19 protein-coding genes and 1 pseudogene are annotated in these 25,572 nt (G+C 49.7%); all 20 read left to right on the forward strand.

The features are described from left to right. Positions 1-97 precede the first annotated feature (97 nt). The gene (locus HWQ67_RS00435) at positions 98-856 is read left to right on the forward strand and encodes a hypothetical protein (protein ID WP_218250661.1); all 759 of its coding nucleotides are present in this window, start codon (positions 98-100) and stop codon (positions 854-856) included. 366 nt (positions 857-1,222) lie between these two features. Beyond that, positions 1,223-2,224 (forward strand): 4Fe-4S binding protein, encoded by a 1,002-nt coding sequence (locus HWQ67_RS00440; RefSeq protein WP_218250662.1) that lies wholly within the window; start codon positions 1,223-1,225, stop codon positions 2,222-2,224. A 76-nt stretch (positions 2,225-2,300) separates the two neighbouring features. Beyond that, positions 2,301-3,554, forward strand: a complete 1,254-nt coding sequence (nosD, locus tag HWQ67_RS00445; protein ID WP_218250663.1) for a nitrous oxide reductase family maturation protein NosD — start codon at positions 2,301-2,303, stop codon at positions 3,552-3,554. 136 nt (positions 3,555-3,690) lie between these two features. After that, positions 3,691-4,587, forward strand: a complete 897-nt coding sequence (locus HWQ67_RS00450; RefSeq protein WP_218250664.1) for an ABC transporter ATP-binding protein — start codon at positions 3,691-3,693, stop codon at positions 4,585-4,587. Further along, positions 4,574-5,404 (forward strand): ABC transporter permease, encoded by an 831-nt coding sequence (locus HWQ67_RS00455; RefSeq protein WP_218250665.1) that lies wholly within the window; start codon positions 4,574-4,576, stop codon positions 5,402-5,404. The genes HWQ67_RS00450 and HWQ67_RS00455 overlap by 14 nt, the downstream gene beginning before the upstream one ends. Positions 5,405-5,776: 372 nt before the next feature. Next, complete coding sequence (locus tag HWQ67_RS20315; RefSeq protein ID WP_340162480.1) at positions 5,777-6,745, forward strand: DUF1573 domain-containing protein; 969 nt, start codon at positions 5,777-5,779, stop codon at positions 6,743-6,745. Positions 6,746-6,748: 3 nt separating this feature from the next. Beyond that, complete coding sequence (locus HWQ67_RS00470) at positions 6,749-7,762, forward strand: transglutaminase-like domain-containing protein (protein WP_218250667.1); 1,014 nt, start codon at positions 6,749-6,751, stop codon at positions 7,760-7,762. Between the two features lie 138 nt (positions 7,763-7,900). Continuing rightward, positions 7,901-8,758 carry a YitT family protein gene (locus tag HWQ67_RS00475; protein ID WP_218250668.1) on the forward strand — a complete coding sequence of 286 codons (858 nt, stop codon included), beginning with the start codon at positions 7,901-7,903 and terminating at the stop codon, positions 8,756-8,758. A gap of 397 nt (positions 8,759-9,155) precedes the next feature. After that, complete coding sequence (locus HWQ67_RS00480; RefSeq protein WP_255317051.1) at positions 9,156-9,659, forward strand: TlpA family protein disulfide reductase; 504 nt, start codon at positions 9,156-9,158, stop codon at positions 9,657-9,659. Between the two features lie 109 nt (positions 9,660-9,768). After that, positions 9,769-10,500 (forward strand): carboxypeptidase regulatory-like domain-containing protein, encoded by a 732-nt coding sequence (locus HWQ67_RS00485; RefSeq protein WP_218250670.1) that lies wholly within the window; start codon positions 9,769-9,771, stop codon positions 10,498-10,500. Positions 10,501-10,560: 60 nt separating this feature from the next. Then, positions 10,561-12,312, forward strand: a complete 1,752-nt coding sequence (locus tag HWQ67_RS00490) for a cytochrome ubiquinol oxidase subunit I (protein WP_218250671.1) — start codon at positions 10,561-10,563, stop codon at positions 12,310-12,312. Next, positions 12,309-12,833 carry a c-type cytochrome gene (locus HWQ67_RS00495; RefSeq protein ID WP_218250672.1) on the forward strand — a complete coding sequence of 175 codons (525 nt, stop codon included), beginning with the start codon at positions 12,309-12,311 and terminating at the stop codon, positions 12,831-12,833. The genes HWQ67_RS00490 and HWQ67_RS00495 overlap by 4 nt, the downstream gene beginning before the upstream one ends. 5 nt (positions 12,834-12,838) lie before the next feature. After that, positions 12,839-13,636, forward strand: coding sequence for a c-type cytochrome (locus HWQ67_RS00500; RefSeq protein ID WP_218250673.1), 798 nt, complete (start codon positions 12,839-12,841; stop codon positions 13,634-13,636). 18 nt (positions 13,637-13,654) lie between these two features. After that, a complete protein-coding gene (locus HWQ67_RS00505) occupies positions 13,655-15,151 on the forward strand; it encodes a c-type cytochrome (RefSeq protein WP_218250674.1) in 1,497 nt (498 codons plus the stop codon). A 129-nt stretch (positions 15,152-15,280) separates the two neighbouring features. Then, on the forward strand, positions 15,281-18,850 hold the full coding sequence (locus HWQ67_RS00510) for a metallophosphoesterase (RefSeq protein WP_218250675.1): 3,570 nt from the start codon (positions 15,281-15,283) through the stop codon (positions 18,848-18,850). Between the two features lie 279 nt (positions 18,851-19,129). Beyond that, positions 19,130-19,426, forward strand: a complete 297-nt coding sequence (locus HWQ67_RS00515; RefSeq protein WP_218250676.1) for a hypothetical protein — start codon at positions 19,130-19,132, stop codon at positions 19,424-19,426. Between the two features lie 106 nt (positions 19,427-19,532). Beyond that, positions 19,533-22,031, forward strand: a complete 2,499-nt coding sequence (locus HWQ67_RS00520; RefSeq protein WP_218250677.1) for an alpha-amylase family glycosyl hydrolase — start codon at positions 19,533-19,535, stop codon at positions 22,029-22,031. A 203-nt stretch (positions 22,032-22,234) separates the two neighbouring features. Then, positions 22,235-24,991: a bifunctional [glutamate--ammonia ligase]-adenylyl-L-tyrosine phosphorylase/[glutamate--ammonia-ligase] adenylyltransferase gene (gene glnE, locus HWQ67_RS00525; protein ID WP_218250678.1), complete on the forward strand. Its 2,757-nt coding sequence runs from the start codon at positions 22,235-22,237 to the stop codon at positions 24,989-24,991. A gap of 97 nt (positions 24,992-25,088) precedes the next feature. Continuing rightward, entirely contained in the window at positions 25,089-25,271 is a 183-nt protein-coding gene (locus HWQ67_RS00530) for a DUF5397 family protein (protein WP_218250679.1), read from the forward strand. 7 nt (positions 25,272-25,278) lie between these two features. Then, positions 25,279-25,455: pseudogene (locus tag HWQ67_RS20325) on the forward strand (virulence factor); the annotation flags it as partial. Between the last annotated feature and the right edge of the window lie 117 nt (positions 25,456-25,572).

The following is a 25,572-nucleotide window of genomic DNA, read 5'->3' on the forward strand; positions in this document are numbered from 1 at the left end:
GTTGCCGTTATGGGTTGATCCTCCACGACGAGGACGACCACCCAGGCACCTACAAAACCAAACAATGGCGGTGGCTGCATGACCACGGTTGTTTGGGGTGCTACCAATAACAAAAGCAGCAGGAGATATCCACACGGAAAATGTCAGCTATATACGTTGGGAAAATCCGTTATTAGTAATGAATTACAAAGGCAGGGTTGCTCCGGCTATGCCAGGATGTCAGACTGTATGGACATTTGTTGATAGTAATGGTGTAACCCGCGAAGTGAACAAGATATATAAAACAAGCGACGGTAATAACTCACCAACGATTGCACCACTTCAGCCACACGCCAATACTGCTGTAGCACGCACCTGCGAGAGTTGTCATACAGACCCAAAGGCAATAGGGTATGGGGCAGGCGTCAGTCGTTCGTCCTCGAAAATAGACAAAGACAAACCTCACTTTGCAAATATGGGCGTTGATACTAATGCCGATATCCCCTGGTCTGAAAAAATCAAGCCTCAAATACCCGGGATACCAGGCTTTCCCTATGCCTGGGATCAGTTGGTTACTCGCAGCGGCATACAGACACAGAATCTTCCATTGCTTGCAGACCGTCCATTAAATACAGAAGAACGCAATAAGGTAGAACGTGAAGGGGCTTGTGTGGGATGTCATAAGTTTTATAACACCCCAACGTGGGATGCTGTTCGTAAAAACCTCCGTAAATACCTTAAAGTCAATGACGGACGTGCCTTAACACCTGAGGAACATGACAAGGCTGTTGAAAAAGCGGTGTTGGCACTTGCTAATTTCACCGGTGAGATTAAGACTCCGGCGGAACCAAAAACTGCTGCCCCTGTAATAAAATAGCAGCAGGAGCAGGTAAACTCACGTCTTTTAAAAACGGGAAGGTCTTAACAGGCTTTCCCGTTTCAAACTGCGTAGAAATAAGACGGTTGCACCAAAGAATATTTTCATATGCTTTTTCTAACCATACATTACCCATGACTTTCTTATGCGCCCCTGTAATAAAATTGTGTTTACTATGTGCCATCTTATAGTGTATACTACAGCGTTAAGTCATTAGATACCGTAAGGTTATAAAGTGGTGCTTGAATGTAGAAGAGAATACCCTGGTCGGGTTATCTGATACATGATGGAATTATGATAAAAAATATGAAGGAGTAAGCAATGGGCAATGAATACAAGCTGCCGGAGAGGTTCTTAGAGTAACCGGTGCAGGATATCATAAACAAGCTCTTTGACGATCTCCTCGGAGAGGGTGCCCTGTGGCTGATGATCTGGCGGCAAAAGGCTTGGTACATAGTCGGTTTTGCGCTCTTTCTGGTGGTGATGGCCGTTATAGTGTTTGCCAGGGACGCCCTGGCCAAAAGGACAAGGTTGTTGAGCGTTGTGCGTTACGGATTCCTGCTGACGGCCTTTGTGTATGTCGGTCTGGTGCTCAAGGCACAGCCCACTACAACAAACCTCGTCACCCCCATCAACAGCGTTGCGGTGGAGCATCAGTTCCCTCTTGGGCTGTTTCTGATGGAGCCGTTTCTCTTTCTGACGTTTCTGTTTATCGGGCTGAGTGTGTTGTTGTGGGGGCGGGGGGTGTTTTGTGGCTGGATGTGTCCCTATGGTGCAATGGTTGAGCTTCTGAGCGGGATTGTCAGGACAATACGTGGAACACTGCCGTCGCTGTTGGCGCAAAAGCTACATGGAAGGCTGTTGTATGTACGTTATGTCGTGTTCTTTGTCATCATCGGGGTGTCGTTTTACAGCTTCATGCTTTCGGAATACATGACCGAGGTTGAGCCGTTTAAGACACTCGTGTTACGGTTCAACAGGCAGTGGTACTTTGTGGCGTACTTTGTCTTTCTGACGGTTGGGTCGGTGGTGTTTTATCGGTCGTTCTGTCAGTATCTCTGTCCGCTGGGGGCGGGGATATCGCTACCGTTGTTTTTGAGGTGGTTGCCGCTGATAAAGTTAAAGCGATATGAGTTTTGTTCCACTTGCAAGATATGTTACAAGGACTGCATGGCTGGCGCTATAACAACCAACGGCGTCATTGACCCGCGCAGTTGTCTCTACTGTCTGGACTGTCAGGTAAACTACTGGGATAACAGGCGCTGTCCTGCTTTGATAGCACAAAGAATGAAGGAAGAAAAAGAAAAGAAGGGGGGCGGCTCCGCCCCCCCCCTCAGACCCCCCCCGCAAGGGGACCAGTCCCCTTGACCCCGTAATGGGCTTGTCAATCATATTAATGGTTATGTTTATCTCTCCAGCGTATTCTATGGCTGCGGGGAGGACGTTGAGTGTTGGCGAAAAGGAAAAATATACTTCAATAGCGTCGGCCATCAAGGACGCTCGTAACGGCGACACTATCGAAGTTCGAGGGGGAAAATATGAAGAACATCTCAAGATCGACAAGGCCCTGCACCTCAAGGGGATAGACAATCCTACGATTTTTGCGAAAAACGGACATCTGGTTATCATCACCAGTCCTCGTGTAACGCTTGAGGGGTTTACCCTGACCTACGACGGCACGGAGCTTGACACCGACGACACGGCCATTGCCATTGCGCGGTATGCCGATGATGTTGTGATCAAAAACAACAAGTTGTTAAACATCATGTTCGGGATACGAAACCTCGAGGGGATCAACATAAGGATCGAAAACAATACTATAAGCGGCATTGAGAAGTTTGACGAAAACAACCGTGGCAACTGCATGAGCTTTACGGGCAGTTTCAAGGCCGTCATTACGGGCAACACACTTACGCACTGTCGCGACGCAATGTACATGGAGGTCTGCCACAACGCCACGGTCACGGAAAATAAGATATCCAAGTGTCGTTACGCAATCCATACGATGTGGGTGGATGCGGGGGATTTCAGCAGAAACATGGTCTTTGACAACCTCGTTGGCATGGCGATCATGTACACGAAGAACTCAAAGATCAACGGCAACACCTGCGTTGGCAACAAAACACACGGGGTGTTGTTAAATCAGACAGTACGTAGCGAAATAAATAACAACACTGTCGTCAGCAACACAAAGGGGATGTTCCTGTACAACTCCATAGAAAATATGATAACCTCAAACCTGATCATGAACAACAACATGGGGCTGCACAACTGGGGCGGTTCAGAAGAAAACGCCATCCACCAGAACTCCTTTATCAGAAACGAGGTGCAGGTAAAGTACGTCTCGGCCAGAAACCAACAGTGGGACGACAACTACTGGAGCGACTACCTGGGCTGGGACCTCTCCGGCACCGGAAAGGGGGACGTCCCCTATGAGTCCAACACGGTGGTGGACCACATATTCTGGAGGTATCCGATGGCAAAGCTCTTGTTTGCAAGCCCTTCGCTACACTTTTTGAAGATGCTTGAGAAGCAGTTTCCAGTAATTAACGTACCAAAGGTGATCGACAACATGCCTGCAATGCAGCCCTTTCACGCCAATTGGAAGGAGCTCCTGGAGGGCTATGCCAAGTACGTACCGGCAAAGTACTACGGCGATGTCGAAAAACTTGTAAACATGCCAGGAGGGGCGTTCTGAATAAATATATGGACAACTTAGGATTGAGCATTATGGGGTCAAGGGGGCTGGCCCCCTTGCAGGGGAGGTCTGAGGAGGGGGCGGAGCCGCCCTCCTTCTTTCTCTTGCCTTGTATGTTAATTATGGATAGGTGCTTATGCTGAACTTTCAACAGGTGTCCAAGAACTACGCTGAGGTCAGGGCGGTTGACACCGTGACGTTTGAGCTACGAACCGGTGAGGTGTTTGGCCTGGTCGGTCCAAACGGCTCCGGCAAGTCAACACTCTTAAAACTGATGCTCGGTATCATCAAGCCCTCCGCTGGACAACTCCTGGTCAATGGCCAGACGCTCTCGGAAAAGGGTTGGCAGGACTTCAGAAAAACAATCGGATTTATGCCCGAACGGATATCCTTCTACGACAACCTCACGGGTGCTGAGACTCTGAGGCTGTTTGCCCGCATCAAGGGTGGCAGCGTAGATAGCATCACCGACATCCTTGACAAGCTCCTCTCCAAAGACGCCCTCAACCGTCGGGTCGGAGGCTACTCAAAGGGGATGAGGCAACGGTTGAATCTTGCCCAGGCACTGGTCAACACCCCGTCGCTGCTGGTGCTGGATGAGCCGACATCGGGGCTTGACCCAATCGGTACACGCCAACTCTACGAAATCATTGACAGCGTCAGAAGGGTCAGACCCCTGACCGTGGTGCTGTCCTCCCACATACTGGCCGAAATCGAAGACAAGGTCACGCGCGTGGGCGTGATGAAAAGCGGCGAGCTAAAGGCGTGTGGCACCCTCGATGAACTCTACGAAGGCTTTAATCTGCCGCTGAAACTATACATCGCCCTCAAGGACAGGAACTCACTCCTGGAGGAGATACTTAACAGGGATGGCGCCGTCAATATCGCCTACAGGGATAATCATCTCATGGCAGACCTGCCCCGGGAGCATAAGTTCAGGGTATTGTCATCGATCCTTGAGCAGAAGAACCTGTTTGTCGATTTCTCCGTGAGGGAGCCAAATCTCGAGGAGGTGTTCTTTGGTATTCACTGATGCCATGCGGGCCATTGCCCACAAGGAGGTCTCCGACAAGCTCAAGAGCAAGTGGGTGGGAGTCATAACCGTCGGATTTGCCCTCTTTACGCTGATTATAGCGTACTTCGGTACGGCCACCACCGGGATCGCCAGCTTCAGAAACATGGAGGCCACCATCGCTAGCCTAACCTCGCTGGTTATCTACTTCATCCCCCTGCTGGCGCTGACCCTGGGCGGTGGAGTGATCGCCGATGAGCGCGACCGCCATACCCTGGAGTTCTACCTGGCCTCGCCAATTTCGGTAACGGAGTTTCTGACGGGCAAGTTCATCGGACTGGCCATTGCCCTGACGCTTCCTGCCGTACTGGGGTTTGGCCTCTGCGGCGTAGTCCTGGTTGCCAAAACAGGGATTGGGTCGCTAGGCAGCTATCTGGCCTTCATGCTGAATTCCGTGATCCTGGGCCTGATGTTTCTGAGCATTTCGTTTCTGGTATCGGTAGTCTTTTATGAAAGGAGTAAGGTAATAGCCTTTACGATATTTCTGTGGCTGTTCTTTACGATACTCTATGACATGGGTCTGATCGGTGTGTTGATTGTAACAAAAGGCGTGTTGAGTCCAAAGATATTTTCGGCGCTATTGATGCTAAACCCCGTTGACGTATACAGAATCCTAAACTTTGTAACAATAGGTAAGTACATGATATTTTTGGGGATGTCATCAGTAGACCTGCCAAAATTCATCAATGCCCCCGTGTTATGGGTCGTTTGTCTGCTGTGGGTGTGTATCCCCCTGTTGTTGAGTTACAGATTCTTTAAGAAACGGTATCTGACATAAATAATGATGATAATGAGCATTAGGATTAATAATGAAGGGGTCAAGGGGACTGGTCCCCTTGCAGGGGGTTCTGAAGGGGGGCGGAGCCGCCCCTTTCTTTTCCCTTTCTTTTCCCTGCAAGTTAAATAAGGCAAAAAACGGAGGATTTGAACAGTGAATAAGTTTGTTAGCTGGTTTGTTGTATTTGTATGTGCGTTTTTGTCTACAGGCAAGACGCAAGCATACGACGTAATGGAGGTCAAGGACGCCTCTACGCTCAAAGGCGTAGTAAAGTACTCCGCCGCCCCGCCCAAGGATGACGTTATAAGCATCACCAAGGATGAGCAGACGTGCGGTAAGACCCAGGAGTCGGGCGAGTATCTGATAACGGACATGCGTGTGAAAAATGCCGTGGTGTGGCTGGAAAACGTCAAGAGCGGCAAGCCCCTGCCAAAGACACCCGTAGCAATTACATTCAGAAAGTGCAAGGTTGACCCCCTTGTCAGCGTGGGTTTTGCAGGCGGAGAATACGTCTTTAAAAACGACGACCCCCTGCTGCACACCATTCAATTGAAACTTGGCCTCAAGTACCAGAAAAAGCTCTCCGGCAGGCCGCTCACCGACGGTTCAACGATTTTAAACCTGGCGCTGGCGGATAAGGGCACGGAGATCAAGAAGCCTGTAAAAGACTCTCACCGTTACACCCAAGAAACAGGTTTTATAACCGTCAAGAGCAATGCGCATGACTGGATACGCGGCTACGTCTTTGTCTTTGACCATCCCTACGCCGCCGTAACAAATTACAAGGGTGAGTTTGAGTTTGACGGCCTGCCTGCGGGGGAGTACATCCTCAATGTCTGGCATGAGGGCCTCGGGATGATTGCAATGCCTGTCAGAACGATAGCCGGTCAAACCAGCACCGTGGAGACAGACCTGGCAACAAAGGATAAGCAGGCAGCACAGGTTACGGCTCAGGCGGCGCCCCAGGCAACACCAAAGGAGGAATCTCCCACACACAAGGCGACAGGGCCAAAGATAGAGTTCAAGGAGACCCGCCATGACTTTGGCTCCACGGAACAAAAAAAGACCGTGAGCCATCAGTTTGAGTTTGTCAATACGGGTACGGGAAAGCTCCTCATCAACAAAATCGTACCCGGCTGAAGGCGTTGCACAAGTGCCTCTGCCAGTTCGGCGGAGATAGGACCCGGAGAGAGTGGCTTCATAACTGTAACGTATAATGCTGATGATCCCCTTGGCAAGGTCAACAGGGGTGCTGAGGTATGGACAAACGATCCTGACAAGGCGATGACGACCCTGTTCTTGCAAGGAGAGATTGTTGCAACAACAGATAAAGGCAAATGATACATGGCTGAATCTCTGATAAGCAGACGCAATTTTCTGATAGGCTGCCTTGCCGGTGCCGGTGCGCTCTGTTTGGGCAGAGGGAATTGTCATGCCGGTGGCGCAAACGATGCGCAGGTCAAGTCCCTTACGCTGAAGATCAGGTATACGACGGAGTTCATGCGCTGCCCTAAAGACGAAGACATCGGCATATGGTTGCCGATCCCCCCTGACGACAAGGAGCAGGAGATAACAGCCTTGACGCTACAGTCAAGATTGCCGTTTAAGAAGCACGACAAGCAACCGAACAAGGTCTTTTACTGTAAGAGTCGCAACATGCCCAAGGGTGAACGGATAACCCTCAGCTACACGATAAGACGCACCAATATCGGCACCACGGAGAACAAGGACGATGACCCCAAGCAGTACCTGATCCCCTCGGAATGGGAGAAGTGGGACGACAATATCACGCAGTACGTTGACACCACAATTGGCAAGGCCACTGAGCCGGTTGTCATAGCAAGAAAGCTCTGCGACGGTATCATCCAGCGAACGGCGTACCTGCCCAAGGTGTGTACCCGCGGGGTCAGCACGCTGGCCTTTGAGGAGAAGTCCGGTCGCAACGACGACTTTAATGCCATGCTCCGGTCAATGCTGATGTACAAGGGCATTGCTGTTAAGTGGCAGCAGGGCATGATGTTGCCCTATCCATCCGAAATGAAACAGACCGGAGAGATCGAGGCCGACTGCATAAATGCCCATAGCTGGCTTATGGTTCACGTCGGCAATGGCAAGTGGATGCCGGTAGACGTATCGGAGGCCAAGCAACGCCCCGACCTCAAGGACTTCTACCTCGGCAATCTGGTGCCAAACAGGATACGGATGTCCACTGGACGAGGCCTGACCCTTGAACCGCCCCAGCAGGAAATCCTCAACACCTTTGCATACACACATGCAGAGGCAAATGGCATCCCGCTGATCTATGGGCATAACTACAAGAATTTCATCCAGTATGAACTCCTAAAATTGGAGAAATAAGTTGAGGGACAATAGGGATGAAGGGGTAGCACCACAATCAACCGTGGTTGCCAGGATTTAAACCATTTTCATATTTTCGTAGTATGGCATTGTTACTGTGCCTAAGCGATGTGATCACGCCGAGCTGGAGTGCTACCAATGAAGGAACTTAGGATGAAAATAAGGGTAATCACTAGATTCTTGTTGCTGTTTATAGGGGCGTTGTTGGCCTCTATAGGCCTGGAGTTGTTTCTTATCCCTAATAATATTATTGACGGTGGTATTACAGGGATTTCAATAATGTTGGGATATGTAACAAAGCTACCTATAGGGGGTTTTATATTTGTCCTGAACTTACCATTCCTGTTTGTGGGTTATAAGCATATAGGGAAGACATTTGCTATCTCTATGTTCTTCTCTGTAGTTTGTCTGTCGATCATGGTAGTTTTTCTGCATCCCATTGAGGAGTTTACCAAAGACCTGTTGTTGGTTACCGTTTTTGGTGGCATCTTTTTAGGTGCCGGTGTTGGTTTGGTCATAAGACATGGGGGTTGTCTGGACGGCACAGAGGTTGTTGCAATAATAGTAGACAAGAAGACAGGGTTTTCTGTGGGTGAGATAGTGCTGTTCTTTAATATATTTATATTATCGTTGGCCGGCTTCGTCTTTGGATGGGACAGGGCTATGTATTCCCTGTTAGCCTACCTCATAGCATTTAAGGTTGTAGATATAACCATAGAGGGGTTGGTTGAATCAAAAGCGGTCATGGTAGTGTCGGATAAGCCAGATGTAATTGCTGATGCACTTATGAATAGACTTGGCAGAGGTGTTACGTATTTTTATGGCAAAGGTGGTTACTCCTCGCAAGAAAAGGCAATTCTCTACTCTATAGTCTCACGCCTGGAAGTATCAAAGCTTAAGACCATTGTCAATGAAATAGACAACAATGCCTTTATTGTATTATCTGACGTGCGTGAGGTCATGGGTGGGACTGTGCATAAAAAACCGATTCATTAAATGCTCTGCGTACCTTGACAATGTCACATTACAAATCCTGCAATTAAACGATGTCTGAACCACGATTTAACAGATTAAGAGATTATCAGGATTTATGTGAAAGAAGGCATTATTTCTTTTTCCTGTAAATCCTTTAATCCGTGTAATCCTAGTTCAGACAATCCCTGATGTTTACTTAAATGTGACATTGTCAAGGTAATTACGTACATAAATAGAGGGACAGATCAAGATCATTATTGATATTGACATAAGATGATGTTTTGTGGTAGATTCAAAGCCATATGCGAGAGTGGCGATACTGACATATACGTTTAACTTAGAGCCTAAGTGAGGCAATAATTTTCCCCCTCTCTCTAATAAAGTACCCATGAATCTATATATTAGGAAGGATAATTTGATGATTGCATTGAGGACATTATTTTTGTTACCATTAGCGTTACTCCTGTTACCTGCGTCCGGCTCCGCTCTGACGACGATAAAGGAGGGCGCTTTGGTGCCAACGTTTGTTATGGTTGATGATAACGATAAAAAGACAGATATAGCCACGTTGATAGATAAACCAACGATTATCTATTTTACGCACAATGCGTGTCATTACTGCACGCAGATAATAGCCCTCCTCAAAAGGGCCGAGGAAAAGTTTGGAAACAAGAACTTGCGCATAATAGGCATAAATACCATGGCCAAAGACGGCAAACTGGTAAAGGCCTACAAGAAGGAGCTTGGCTTTGTCTTTCCGATGTTTGCGGGTAACCGTCCGGACGTCCTGGCTGCGTACAGGATCAACTATGTGCCGGTGTTGGTCTTTGTCGATGCCAATAAGGTTGTCAGAAACATTGTAGGACATTACATACATGAAAAAGAACTTCATGACCACATCAGGTCACTTACAAACAAGTGAGGTTTGTGGTACAATATCGACGGTTAGAACTAACGATGGGATATGTCTGTGATTGCTTGATTTTCAAGGAAGCACAGATTAAAATAATCTAAACCTTATGGAGGTACCAATGAGAAAGATAGTTTTAGGTGTAGTGTTAATGGCATTGCTGATTCCGGCAGCGCTGTTTGCAGAGGTCAAGGCTTACACAGTGGAAGATGTCAAGGGTGGAGGCAGCATCAAGGGCAAGATAAAGGCGTCGTCAGCCGTACCTGATGAAACGTTAACAATCAACAAGGATGAGGCCGCTTGTGGAAGCAAAGTACCGGCAATGAAGTATTTGATTTCCTCTGACCTGGGCGTAAAGAATGTCATAGTCAGCATTGAGAACATCGAAAAGGGAAAGGCAGTTCCAAAGACAGACCTGGTAGTCAACAACAAGAAGTGCGTATTTGAACCGCTTGCAGGTATTGCGTATGTAGGGCAGAAGTACATCATCAAGAATGAAGACCCCATCTTCCACAACACGTCACTGGGCATAATGCTGGGAGAGGGCAAGAAACGGACAGTGTATAATCTGGCCCTGCCAAACAAGGACCAGACCATTGAAAAACCAGTTAAGGTAGCCGGTTTTCAGATAGTGCAGTGTGACGCCCACGCATGGATGAGAAGCTACGTCTATGCCTCCAAGCACCCCTATGTTGTCATCACCGACGACAAGGGAACGTTTGAGATAAAGGACATCCCCGCCGGGAATTACAAGGTAAAGGTCTGGCATGAGGGTTTTGGCGATGTAACAAAAGACGTTGAGGTAAAGGCTGGTGCCGCTGCTACGCTGGACCATACATTTTCAAAAAAGTAGAGACTACCAGCTATAGCTAAGAAGAATGAGACTTATGTCGTAATATAACGGAGATGATATATGGCTGAAGTTAGTGTAACGAAGGGTTTAATAAAAGGAGTGGTAAAGATAACCTTGCTGCTCACGGTGGCGTTTGTATGCCTGTTCGCCTTTGGGAAAATGCTTTCAGCACCCACGGAGGATGGCTACAGATTCTTTCCACTGATAGGCAGTAGGGTGTGGGTGTGGATTATAGCACAATTGCACCTGAACTTTGCCGCCTTTGTCTTAGGTGTCCCTATATTTGCGGTTTCTATGGAGTTTCTAAGCTGGAAACGCTCAGATGACAGGCTCGACCGGATAGCATATGACTTTACAAAGATATTTACGCTTGCCTATACCTTAACGGCAATAGCCGGCACCGTACTTCTGGTGAGCTTGCCCCTGTTGTATCCAAAATTTATCGACCACATGCTGAAGATACTTGGACCAACGTGGTGGGCGTACATACTCCTGATGTATGGTGAGGTGCTGGTCTGCTACTACTACTATTACTCCTGGCGCCAGATGAAGGATAAAAAGGGCACGCATGTAGCTATCGGGGGACTGTTAAACATTATGGGCGCTATGATGCTCCTGCTAACAAGTTCGTGGGTAGGATACATGACCACACCGGCAGGCGTTAGCGAAACAGGTGAATTGGTCAACAGATGGGCCGCCATAAATACGTATATGTGGATACCCCTTTCGTTACACAGACTTGTTGCCAACGTTGTCTTTGGAGCCGGTATCGCCGCTGCTTATGCGGCCTACCGGTTTATAACATCCGAAACGGACGAGGACAGGGCATACTACGACTGGATGGGATATACATCGGCGATGATTTCCATCGGAGCCTCGATTATCCTCCCCGGAATCGGTTATCTGCTTGGCGTTGAAATATACCAGTTCAACGAACAGATGGGTATACAGCTCATGGGCGGTTTCTTTGCTTGGATGTGGGTTATGCAGGCAATCCTCATCGGGGCAATCCTGATGTTTGTAAACTACTACCTGTGGATTTCGCTCAATAAAATGCCTGGCGGAGAACGATACTTCAAGTACGTAAAGTACCTCTTTATCGTGATGCTTATGGGATACGCAATATGGCTGACCCCGCACAGTGTTGCCCTCAGCCTCGAAGAAGCAAGACGTATCGGCGCCTATCACCCAATACTCGGTAACCTGGGCGTTATGGCTGCCAAAAATACCGCCGTTGTCATCTCCTATCTGGCAACCTTCCTGAGCTATGCCATATTTAAGATGAGCAACAAGGAACCCATTGTACCCTGGGCAAAGGCCGGCAATGCGGCAAGGATCGCCATAGTGTTTGTGTCAACCGTGTCGATGTTGGGGATTGGCGTATATAGCTATTTTGTATCCTCAGCCATAAGGGTAAAGGTGCTATCTCCCATACAGTTTGGGATATTCTTTTTGACCATTATAGTCCTGTTTATCCTGGATAACATGATGTACAAAAACGCCAGGACCATAGGAGAACCCCGCTGGGGACAGATGCCCGAAAGGTCACAGTACGCCCTGATCGGCATAACCGTCACGTTTACGTGGCTAATGGCGATGATGGGCTACATGAGGTCAGGAGGCAGACAGTTCTGGCATGTCTATGGCGTAATGAAGGACACAAGCCCGGATGCCTATCTGCCAACGCACGGTTATGCGGGGATTGTGTGCTCGGTGGTGACGATTATATTCTTCCTGTTGATCGGTATGTTGTTCGCCAGCATTATGAAACTGGAAAAGGCGGCGGCGGCTAAAGGGGGGGCTAAGGCATGAAAGGTGGAGCAGTTAAACTCTTAGCAGTTGTAATAGGATTAAACATATTCTTTGCCTATATAGGCCTCTACTTCCTGCCACAGTCCGAGTCCCAGCCACCAAAGACCGTAAAGATTGAAAAAGGTATCACACAGGAAGAGCTTGTAAGCATAGGCGAGGAGATCATCTTTAGTAAAGGGCAGTGTATGGTCTGCCATCCAATGCAGGCCGAAACAGGGATGCGTGCCCCCGCCATAGCAACCATCGGTAGCGAAATGGATAAAAACGCAAAAGAAAAAAATATGACTCCGGAGGCCTATGCCTTTGAGGGTCTCGTCAATCCCGATGCAACTGTAGCAAAGGGATTTGAAAAGATGATGCCCCCCGTTCACAAGGCACCCACGTCGCTCACCGAGGGCGAGTTGATAGCCGTAGCGGCATTTCTACAGAGCAAGGGGGCAAAAGTGACCATCTCATTCCCCGACTCTGTGCCGGCCCTGCAAGAGCAGATCGCCAGAGAAGCCAAACAAGGAGGTAGTTAATCATTATGCTTAAGATATATCCCGTTATAGCTGCCGTTGGGCTTTTGATCTCTATTGTAGCGGTCATGAGAAGGTCGCCGTTGTTTAACTTTATAGGAATCCTGACCTGCATCTACGGTGCGTTAAAGGGTGCGGCGCTCTTTATACCTCCGTTTCCGGGGCAGGTTATTACCATGTACATGGCGATGTCGGTCTTTTCCCTGCTGATCTACTTCTCCGTACAGGAGGAGGCCTTTCAGGCATTCCTGGAGCCCATCAAGGCGGTGCTCGGTGATGAGGACAAAAAAATCCTCAGAATCCTGATAGTGTTTATCGCACTGCCCTTGTTTGCAGGGTTTCTCACCTACACAAAGGTCAAGCCCGTGTACGAGCCTCCGGTATCGGCCAGGATCGTACACCCTGAGCCGGCCTCGCAGATAGACTTCAAGGGCAAGACCATAGATATCATTGGCCTTGAAAACCCCCTCAGAAAGGACACCGCAAACACCGCTAAAAACGTCGAGGACGGTAAGAAGATTTACTACCAGAACTGCTTCTATTGTCACGGCGATGACCTTGATGGCAAGGGCCATGTGGCAGAGGGGTACAATCCCCTGCCGTTGCCCTTCAGAGGCGGTGACACGATTGCGCAGTTGCCGGAATCCTTCGTGTTCTGGAGAGTGGCCAAGGGTTGGCGTGCGCTTCCGGCCGGATCGGGTCCGTGGAACTCCTCGATGCCTTCGTTTGAGGACTTCCTGACCGAAGACGACATCTGGAAGGTCATAATGTTCATCTACGAAGCCACCGGTAATAAGCCGAGGTAAGGGGAGGCCAAATTAAATATGAAAACAATAGCAGCAATAATATTGGTAATTGTATCGTTGATGTTTCCTGTCAGCGGCTACAGCGAGGACGCACCCAAGACAGAGGAAAAGAAACCCGTGGATGCCTCTGCCGGAAAGAGCATCTATGACGCATGGTGTGCACAGTGTCACGGCTATAAGGGCGATGCCGATGCCTATACCAAGGACGTAACGTTACCACTGCCGAGGGACTTTGCCTTTGGCGTATTCAAGTTCCGTTCCTCCTCACCGGGTGAGCCACCAACGGATGCCGACCTCACACGCATCATCAGAAAGGGCAATCCGGGGACATCAATGCCCCCGTGGGAGCGCTTTAGCGACGATGAGGTCAAGGCCATCGTTGCGCATGTAAAGACCTTTGCCCCTGACGTGTTCTCCAGTGAGGCAAAGTCTATAAAGCTCGACAATCCTCCAAAATCGACCCCCGAATCCATCGCAAAGGGCAAGGAACTCTTTAACAAGGCCAAGTGCGTGGAGTGTCACGGCACAGAGGGTCGAGGCAATGGCGAAAAGGGTTGGCAGGAGGATTTCAAGACCGATTGGGGTTATCGGGTTGCACCGGCCAATTACACACACGCCTGGGAGCTTAGAAACGGCTCCGACCTGGTCGATATCTACAGGACGATCTCAGCCGGTCTCTCCGGCACCCCAATGACGTCATACCTCGATTCGCTCAAGGACGATGAGCGGTGGGCGCTTGCGCACTTCATCAAGTCGTTGCAGGTGACCAGAAAGCTCGGCTTGGCGCTAAAGGTCAAGCAGGTGAAGTCCCTGCCGACCAGTGCTGATGACCCCGTGTGGAAGGAGGTTGAGTACCTTGATCTGCCAATGGGTGGACAGTTAATGTTTGAGCCGCGCCATTTTATCCCGACTATCACCAACGCAAGGCTCAGGGGTGTATACACGCCCACGGAGATCGCTGTAATGCTCGAGTGGACAGACAAGCAGCCCTCCAGGGGGGCAGACAACGTCCCACCCGATGCCGCACAAATACAGTTCCCCACCAAGATGGAGGAGGGCGCTGAGAGGCCCTACTTCTACCTGGGAAGCAGGAAGGCCACGGTCAATCTCTGGCAGTGGAAGGCCTCCGAGGACAATAAGGCCGCTTCTCTGACCGGCAAGGGCTATGACATGGCACCGGAGTCCAAGGAAAAGCAGAATGTGACTGCCGTGGGAACGTACACGGATGGTCTGTACCGGGTCATTTTCAAGCGTGCGCTCAACACCGACGCTGCGGATGATTCCGTGTTCACGGTTGGGAAGTTCATCCCGGTTGCGGTGCAGTTGTTTGACGGCAACAACGGCGAGGCTGACAACAAGGCAGCGATCTCGGCGTGGTACTTCCTGATGACGGAACCACCAACGCCCCTTAAGGTCTACGTAATGCCACCCATAGTAACGGCACTCGTCTTCGCAGTCGGCCTGATGATGCACAACGGCATGAGAGTCCAGCGCAAGAACAAGAAGAAGAAATAAGAAAAAAAAGAAGGGGGCGGCTCCGCCCCCCCTTCAGATCCCCCCTGCAAGGGGGCCAGCCCCCTTGACCCCATCCTGCGATATGCTGTAGAATAGTTCCCAAGTATTGTATAAATAAGGAGGTTGTGTGTGTCTGAGGTAACGATACTGCATGTATCGGATTTGCACATGGAGGAAAGGCATCGCAGGGACATTGATATTATCTTGGGTGCGCTTTATACAGATCTGGTGAATCTGCGTGACAAGGAATCCATAAAGCCCGACATTGTTGTCTTCACGGGCGACCTTGTCAAGGCAGGCAACAATGCTGATGAATTTGCCCTTGCGGAGAGTAAGCTTATCACGCCTTTAATGGAGACGTTGGGATTATCCAAAGACCAGTTCTTTTTTGTCCCCGGCAATCATGATATAGAAAACGATGATTCAAAACAAATCATAGCCGCCGGTGTTAGAACAAAATACGACACTACCAGTGCTCTTAACGATTTTCTTGATAAACTCGATTTGAAAGAAAATACATTTTACTTTGAAAATTCCAGCAACTTCAGGGCACTTAGAGACCGAATAGACAGCAAACACAAAGTAGAAGCAAATAAATTGTTTTCGACTTACAAAGTTAATGTAAAAGGCTTAAATATCGGGATCGGTTGTCTGAACTCAGCATGGTTGGCTTACACTGGTAAATCCGACGAGCGGAAGGTGCTTGTTTGTGAGAGACAGGTTGATAGCGTCCTTGATTACATAAAAGACTGCGATATTAAGATAGCCCTTATGCACCATCCCTTGGATTGGTTAGTTGATTTCGATAGGAAAGATGTTGAAGGCATTCTAAGGCAAAAGTTTGATTTCCTATTTACCGGGCATTTACATAACCCTGAGCCAAACTTTACCCAAAATGCCAGAGGGCCGCTGTTTCAATTTGAAGGCGGGACGCTGTTTAATGGTGACAGGAAGACAAACTATCATGGCTATACGATCATAAAAATAGAACACGATAAGGTTGGTGTGTATCTCAGAAAATACATTGACAATGGCAGGAGAGTTGACAAAGACGTTGACAGAGCGCCAGACGGTTATTTGTCGTTTAAACGTGCAATAAAACAACCACCACCTGATACAAAGAAGGACGCCACCATAATCTCCATGCTTGACGACATACAAGGCCGCCTCAAATTGACCAAAGTCCCCCTGTACGTCCCGCTGACGTGTGCCCACGACATAAGCATCCGCCAGAGTGCTATTGACCTCAAGGGCGAGGTGGACAAGTTCCTCGCCGATAAGCCTCAATCCGGCGTCTTGTTGCTCCTGGGGGATTCGGGTGCGGGGAAATCGACCTTCTGCGCCTGGTTGTTTGCAGAGTTGAAGGATGCGTACCTGAAGGACGCTGCTAATGCGCCGCTGCCGGTGTTCATCAAACTTGGCCCGCTGAGTGAGGGCGTAAGGGCCGGGACGTTTGTCGATGACGAATTGAGACTCTATGGATTAGACCGGTCGGCAATCGAAAGGCTCAAGCACGGCAAGCAAGTCATCTTCTTCCTTGACGGCTATGATGAGTTGGGCGAAAAGATATGGTTGTTCCAGGAAGGCTGGATTAATAGTTGGACGAACGCCAATGTGATAATTACGTGCAGGAATCAGCATATTTCCACGGGTGATGATTTTAGCCTCTTTTACAGGGCTGACCCATTGACCAATCGTCCTGATAAGGAAGGCTTTCGCTCCTTGTACATAACGCCTTTCTCCGAAAGCAAGGTTGACGCTTATTTGCAGAAATTTGTAAAGACGCTTGTCGCTGCTGAAGAACAATGGAAAAAACCTGATACTTATAAAAAACTGATCATCACGATTTATAACCTCAAAGAGCTGTCGTCAAATCCACTGCTCTTAAATATCATCGTAAAGACCATGCCATCTCTGGTAAAGGACGACAAGACCAGTTCGATAAATCGTAACCGCATATATACCAAGTTTATAACCGAATGGTTTGAAAAAGAAATAATAAAAGTGCAGATGTTTCGTAAAAAGACTTGCAGGATAAGTTATTTTTTTAAGTATGCAGAAAAATTAGCTTTTGAGATGTTTCTTGAGGGAGTAACCCAAATAAAGTTGCCAGAGGATGACCCCTTTGATGAAGATGAACCTGTAAAATGTTTACTGCATGAACTTCTAACCTCCGAGGACAGCAACTATGCAAAGTTCCGTTCAGGCTGTCCGATCCAGCGTGTGAAGGACGACACCTTTACGTTCATGCACAAGTCCTATCAGGAATACTTTGCTGCGCTAAGGCTCCAGCGAGCCATCAGCGAAGGCAGCAACGGTGCCCTGAACGATAAGTTGCTTACCGGAGAGTCGGCCATAATAGCCTTTCTGTCTGAGATGGAAGTAGAGAACCCCGCTTTGTTAAATATCGTGAAGGAGTCAAAGACCAACGGCTCCATTGAAATAGCTTCCTCAAATGCCGCCACGATTTTAAACGTCCGCAGGTTCTCTTTTTCAGGGCTTGATTTAAGTGGTGTATGTATCCCTGAAGCCGATCTGTCTTGTGCCGTGCTTGATAGCACGAATCTGTCCGGGGCAGATTTATATGGTGTTAGTTTTAGACAGGCCTTTCTCAGAGATACCAACCTGATTGGAAGCCTTATGGAAGCCGTGGAATTTGGCGAAATGCCCTATCTTCAAGGACACAGCGATACTGTTAGCAGCGTAGCAATCAGCCCGGACGGTACGAAGATCGTTAGCGGCAGTTGGGATGGAACCGTCAAGGTATGGGATATTGCCACTGGTAGGATGATTAATACCCTCCAAGGACACAGTAGTCCGGTTAGCAGCGTAGCAATCAGCCCGGACGGTACGAAGACCGTTAGCGGCAGTGAGGATCACTCCGTCAAGGTATGGGATATTGTCACAGGCAGCATCCTTAATACCCTCCAAGGACACCGCGATACTGTCTTCAGCGTAGCAATCAGCCCGAACGGTACGAAGATCGTTAGCGGCAGTTGGGATAACACCGTAAAGATATGGGATATTGCCACCGGCAGCATTCTTAATACACTACAAGGACACCGCGGTTGGGTTTACAGCGTAGCAATCAGCCCGGACGGTACGAAGACCGTTAGCGGCAGTTGGGATAAAACCGTCAAGGTATGGGATATTGCCACCGGCAGCATCCTTAATACCCTCCAAGGATACAGCGATACTGTTAGCAGCGTAGCAATCAGCCCGGACGGTACGAAAATCGTTAGCGGTAGTTGGGATCGCTCCGTCAATGTATGGGATATTGCCACCGGCAGCATCCTTAATACCCTACAAGGACACAGTAGTCAGGTTACCAGCGTAGCAATCAGCCCGGACGGTACGAAGACCGTTAGCGGCAGTAGGGGTCACTCCGTCAAGGTATGGGATATTGCCACAGGCAGCATCCTTAATACCCTACAAGGACACAGTAGTCCTGTTTTCAGCGTAGCAATCAGCCCGGACGGTACGAAGATCGTTAGCGGCAGTAGGGATCACTCCGTCAAGGTATGGGATATTGCCACCGGCAGGCTCCTCTGGACGACCAACCCGCGCCTCTACTGTGTCGGTGCGCAGATCGACGGCGTAACAGGGCTGTTGAATACCAATCGGCGACTGCTCCTGCAACAGGGGGCGGTTGACGGAGGGGCGGCGGCGGATAGAGACTGCATGAGGGTGATATCTTAATCTATCGTTGGAGCATGGCAATATTGGTTATCCTGTCTCCAAAATATCGGTTCTTCCGTATCTTCTTTATATTGCATGGTAGCACAAGAAAGAAAGGGGCGGTTTGTGGCAGGGGTGCCTCACCCCCTCCGCCCCCCTTCAGAACCCCCCGCAAGGGGACCAGTCCCCTTGACCCCTTCCTACGAAACCTTTTACCATGCTTTTTTAAGAGGATACGTTTCTTCCGTAAAGTGCGTGTGTAATAGTATAATAGGTGTAAAAAATATGAGGAGGTTGACTATGAAGACAAAGTTCATAGCGGTGACAGCGTTGAGCCTGATTCTCTGGCTGTCGGGTGTAGGATGCGTTTATGCTGCCTCGGACAATAAGGCGACCACGATTAAGGACGCCCTTAGCGAACGTATAGGCAAACGCGTGATACTAAAGATGGACTCCGGTGAGACCCTCGAAGGCACCGTGACCACGGTTGGCGAACAGGTTGTTACTATCTCAAAGTTGCCAGGAAAAGACTTCTATGACGCCATAATACGCATAGACAAAATCAACTCGGTGGTGTTTAAGGCACGAGAAAACTAAGTATTGAAAATTGCCTGTCTGTGCCATTGTGGGCGTGCGGGGTTTTGCCGGATAGGCCTTTCAGCGGTGTTTTACACTGTTTTATTTTCCAACATGGGGGTAATGAATGTCAATGATATCAGTGAAGTTTCAGTACGTCACAGGGATCGCCAGGAGTGTCTTTACAAATGCGCGTCTGGTTGGTAGCTGGGATGAGGCAGGTAAGTACTCAACCACATGGACGTCAGTTGCAATGAAGGAGGTTACCGGCACGGATGGATGTCCGGTGTTTGAGACGGAGGTTGAGTTTGATTCATCCCAAACCGGACATAGTTTTCAGTGGGGGGTGGTGCTGGACAGATTCAATGCAACAGACAAGGATATGTGGGGCATAACCACTGAGGTAAATGATAAAAACTCCATGCACAAACACCGCGAGTTTACCTTAACCCCACCTCCATCTGCGGGAAAACAAACGGAAGTATACTTTCTGACCCACTGCCGACGCCTTGGTGCAAACAAGTACTTTGCAACGGGCCAGTCCAAGCCCCTGATACAGTTTGCCGTGTGGGCACCCAATGCCAAAGATGTCGAGGTAGTCTTTGGTACCCTTGCAACGGGTTACATAGCGGACAACGGTGCCGGCATAGACCCCGGCGTACCCGCACTGGCCATGAAACGGCAGCCTGATGGCGTGTGGCTGAGTGAGCCGGCGAAGTATTTCGAAGACTACGACCACAAGCGCCCATACATGTTTAAAGTAACCAAGGGCAGTGGGGCGGTTGTCTATCGCACCGACCTCTACTCAAGGTGTCAGATAGGAAGCGGCAGGTTTGACCCTAAAGGAGCCGCATATAAGGGCGACATCAGGGACCTCGATGGTGGAAAAAGCTGTTCCGTTGTAGTTGACAGCGAAAAGGTTGCCAGGGACTTTGAGAAGGCCAACTCTATAGACCCCCTTGATATGACAACGCAGGAGAATTTCTGGCAACAGGATAATACACTCCGCAAGGATGTCAGATTTCCCAGGAGGGTTGAAGACCTCGTCATATATGAACTACAGGTCGGCGCCCTCGGGTATGGAAAAAAGGATGCAAACGGCAATGATATAGATGGTAATATTACGGATGCGATGGCGTTTTTGAACAAGCATGTCAAGGACGTCGGAGCCAACTGTGTAGAGCTTCTGCCCGTATCGGAGTTTGGCGGTGTGGAGTCATGGGGCTATGCGACGTCTCATTACTTTGCCGTTGAGTACAGCATAGGAGGCAGAGACCAGATAAAGCACTTCATACGTGAGTGTCACAAACACGGGATATCCGTACTGTTTGACGTTGTATACAACCACTTTGCGCATGACGCAGACCGCTCCGAATGGATGTATGACGCCGATACGCACGAGGACAACATCTACTACTGGTTTGAGGGCAGCTCATCGGATTACAGAAAAACAAGCGGTGAACCATTTCCCGAGGGCGGCTATCTCGATAACCTCTCAACGGCCTTTGCACCTCGCTTTTACAATGAGATGGTCAGAAAGATGTTTATCAGCAGTGCCGTGATGCTCATGGAGGAGTTTCACGTTGACGGCTTCCGTGTAGACCAGACCACCTCGATACACAGCTATAACGTGCTCCACGCTGATGGCAGACAGGTTGCCGATGCAAACGCCTTTGGTGCGAAACTCCTGAGGGAGTACACCAGGACACTCAAGCTCATTAATCCCGATGTGGTCTTGACGGCAGAGGACCACTCCGAGTGGGACTGTGTAACCAAGTCTCTGCATGAGGGCGATGATGCCATAGGGTTTGATGCGGCCTGGTTTTCGGACTTTTACCACCACCTCTGTGGCGGAAGCGGCGACGGAAACGATAAGGCCCGGTTGATCAAACGGGCAGGTCAGGGCGGAGATGGCCCGCTGAACTTCGGTTACTTTGTCGGGGCGCTTAACTACTCCGGCAATAAGAAGGTGGTCTATCACATATCCCACGATGAGGCACATCAGGGAGAGGGCGATAACGTGCTCAGTGCAAGGACGATAGTGATCGCCTGTAACCACAGTCCGCTCATAGGGGATATCAGGCGGTATGCAGAAGCTCGCAGCCGATTTGCATTTGGCATGTCGATGCTTTCGGCGGCAACCCCCATGTTTTTGTTTGGCGAGGAGGTTGGCGCAGAAAAGGCATACACCTACGACAAGTACTTCAAAAACAAAGACGACATCATTGGCATGAGAAACACTTACGGGGCAAATATGTTCAAGTTTTATCAGGACATGATAGCCTTCAGAAAAAACAACAACTGTATCCGCTCACACGATATAAAGACCATCTACGTAAAAGATGACACCAGGGTCCTTGCCTTTACACGCAAGGAGCTGAGTGAGGGTGTACTGCAAGAGTACCTTGTAGTAGGCAGTCTGCACAATCAGCCCTACGATAACGGATACACCCTCTACAACGTTGAATTGAGTGATGGCATGTGGCATGAGGTCTTCAACAGTGACGCCGGTATCTATGGTGGAGACAACGTGGGTAATTACGGGGCAGACCTGACCTCATCCGGAGGAACGATTACAGTGGTAATTCCCGCAAACGGATTCGTTGTGCTCAAAAAAGAGCAATAAGTACATAGACGGTATGGTTAAGCATAATGGGGTCAAGGGGACTGGTCCCCTTGCGGGGGGGTCTGAGGGGGGGCGGAGCCGCCCCCTTCTTTCTTCTTTCTTCTTTCGTATATAATTAATCATAGGCAGGCACTTAAGCGGCGATGTTGTTATTGGTGTCGTCGCTTAAGTATTGTCGGCCTAAATGAGATGTCAAAAAAAGTATGAACTCTTTTAAAACAGTCAGTTCGGATACGCCGGAGCCACAGAGGGCGTACAGGAACCTCCTTGCCTTTTCCGAAGGCGCTCCTGAGACCATAGAATCGATGAGCGACCAACAACTGCACACAACGGCCCTGCTGTTTGCATGTAGCCAGTTTCTGGCCAACTACGCAGTCAAATGCCCAACGACTTACCTGGAATGCCTAGTTGACATGGACACCCCAATAGATGCACAACTCCTGAGAGACTATGTGGCATCAACACTAGCTGAATCACCCCCCGCGGACATGTTTGAGTTCATCAGACGGCTCAAGTACAGATATATGCTACACATCACCCTGCGCAACCTCACGGGCAGGACAGACGTCACCACCGGCATGATGGAACTGAGCGCCCTGGCCGACGTCATCATCGAAACGGCCAATCGACACACATGGCAACAAATAACCCTCAAGTACGGTGCCCCCTCGGATGACCGTATAAGCGTCATTGCACTGGGCAAGCTGGGGGCCTTGGAGCTTAACTACAGCTCCGATGTTGACCTGATATTCTGCTACGGCAGCTCGGAGGGACAAACCACCGGCGTGGTGAGTCAACACGGCATGACCATGAACAGGCTCAGTAACCACGAGTACTACTGCAAGGGGGTTGAGCTGTTTGCCAAGCTGCTCAATCAGAGCACACCGGATGGCTTTGCCTACAGGGTAGACCTCAGACTCAGACCCCAGGGGGCAAAGGGCGAACTGGCGTTGTCCCTGAGCGGCTACGAACAGTACTACGAGTCGTGGGGGCGGGAGTGGGAGCGGGTGGCACTGATCCGGGCACGTCACGTTGCCGGAGACCGGAGGCTCGGAGCGGAGTTCATCGACATGATAAGGCCATTTGTCTACAGAAAGTACATAGATATGCGCGCCATTGACGAAATAAAAAAACTCAAACGCAAAATAGACCAGACCTTTAACGACAACGATATCAAAAAGGGCTTCGGTGGCATTCGTGAGGTGGAGTTCTTTGCCCAGGCGCTGCAACTGGTCTACGGCGGACAACAGCCCTTGCTGCGTCAACTGGGACTGATCCTGACGCTGCACAGGCTGAGTCAGAAAAACCTCATCGGATACGACGACTTCTCCGTGTTGTCGGAAAACTACCTCTACCTGCGCAAGCTGGAGCATTACCTCCAGATGCTCAACGACACCCAGACTCAAACGCTGCCCTCAGCCCCCAATGACATGCACGCCCTTGCACGAAAGATGGCTGCAACCTCAACCAACGACTTCCTGGCCGTGTTAAAGCAAAAAAGAACCCAAGTGAGAACCATCTACGACTCCCTCTTCCAACCACGACCCAACAACAACACGGGCAATCAAACAGACAGCTCGTACACCGAAGACACTCTCAGGGAAATCCTCCGGCAGCGACAGGTAGCCCAACCCGAGCGCATCGTCCACCTCTTTGGAAAGATACGTGACAACACGGGCAGTTTCCAGACGCTTCGTGGCAGAAGGCTCCAGGATGTCGTCATCCCGGTGTTTCTGCAGGAGGCCGTCAACAGCAAGAATCCCGCCATGGCCCTGTCGAACCTGCATAACTTCACCGATACCCTCAAAACAGACATGTCATACCTGGAGCTGTTTGACAACCAACGTGCGCTCATAAAGGCCATTGTTGAGGTCTTTGCAACAAGCGCCTATCTCTCCACCATACTGATGAGCAGCCGCAAGTACATGGAGGTCTTTGCCGAGGGCACCCCCATCAGAAAGACCCTGGGTATGATAACTGCCGAAGTCGGCAACATGCTAAGGGGGCAGACCGTTATCGGTGAGACGCTTGCCACATGCAAAAAGATGGAAGAGCTGCGCCTGGGGATCATGTATCTCAACAGACGGATAACCATCAGGCACCTTACCAAGGGGTTGAGCAAGCTTGCCGTTGCAATCCTGACGTCGGCCTTACACGGCATAAGTTCGGCGTCGGCTCTGCACATAATAGCGTTTGGCAAACTCGGCGGCAGGGAGATAACCATAAACTCCGACCTCGATATTGTCTTTGTCTGCCGTGGTGATGTCGATGAGGTGCTCAACAGTCAGGCCGAACGACTCTTACGGATTCTCACCTCCTACACCAGAGAGGGACGCACCTACAACATCGATACCCGCCTGCGTGCCGATGGCTCAAAGGGCACGCTGATTAAGGGCCTCGACGCCCTGGAGGACTACTACCTCAACAGGGCCTATCCGTGGGAGATTCAGGCCCTCTTACGGGCCAGGCCGATAACGGGTGATGCAGTCTTCAGGGTCAGGTTCATGGCGATAAGGGCCAACGTTATTGCCAAGAGATGCAGGGAGATAACGCCTGAGGTTATTGTGGCCATGAGGGACAGGATACGTAAGGAGCATCTGTCCGCAACATCGGCGGCCATTGATATCAAGCTCTCCGTGGGCGGCATAGAGGACATCGAGTTTCTGACACAGTACCTTCAGCTCAGGCACGCCCTGATATATCCGTTGGTTCTCGTGCAGAACACCGTGGCCGCTATCGGCAGGCTTGTGCGCTGCTCCGTGCTGGATGAAAAGGCCGGGCGGTTATTGATCGACAACTATCTGTTTTACCGCAACGTTGAGACCATCATGCGATTGACGGGCGAACCCATTGAGACCCTGTCAGCAGTTGAGGGCTTCTCCAATGGCAGGGCGTTGATGGAGCGCTTAAAGACCCTCATGGGTGAGACGGAGACAGTAGTACAAGCGTTGATGCGGTAAGAAGTGCCTCTGGCAGGGTAAACGTTCGTGAATATTCACATAGCTTGAAACCTTTACAGTTACTCTCTTGTTCTGATAGAATTAAGAAATGGAAACGATGGAGAATGAACTTGTAGGTACATGGCGTCGGTTTGGGGAAATTGGCCCGGTCTATGAGATTATAGGTGCTGGTGAGATATTGCCGGATGGTAAACGGTTGATGCGCATTAAGGTACTCGAAAGTGGTGAAGAGGTCGATTACTCTCTGGCAAATATTTTAGAAGACCCCAGGGAATTATAATGTTTGCTATGGCTTCACTCGTGTGCAGGGCAGTCTCTACGCAAGCAGTTCGGAAGACCTCGCTAACTTGTTCGCTGCTGTTATGGCACTCAAAGCGTTGCCGTGGTTACCCTCATCCGTGCGGGACATCCGTGCCTTCCGCATTGAACAATGGTCGGATTTTACCAAAATCGTAAAGAACTAATCCGGCTCCGTATCCTCTTTATATTGCATGGTAAAAGAAAGAAGGAGGGCGGCTCCGCCCCCTCCTCAGACCTCCCCTGCAAGGGGGCCAGCCCCCTTGACCCCATCTTACCATGCT

The sequence above is a fragment of the Candidatus Magnetobacterium casense genome, from assembly GCF_019173545.1.
Classification (GTDB): Bacteria; Nitrospirota; Thermodesulfovibrionia; order Thermodesulfovibrionales; family Magnetobacteriaceae; genus Magnetobacterium; species Magnetobacterium cryptolimnobacter.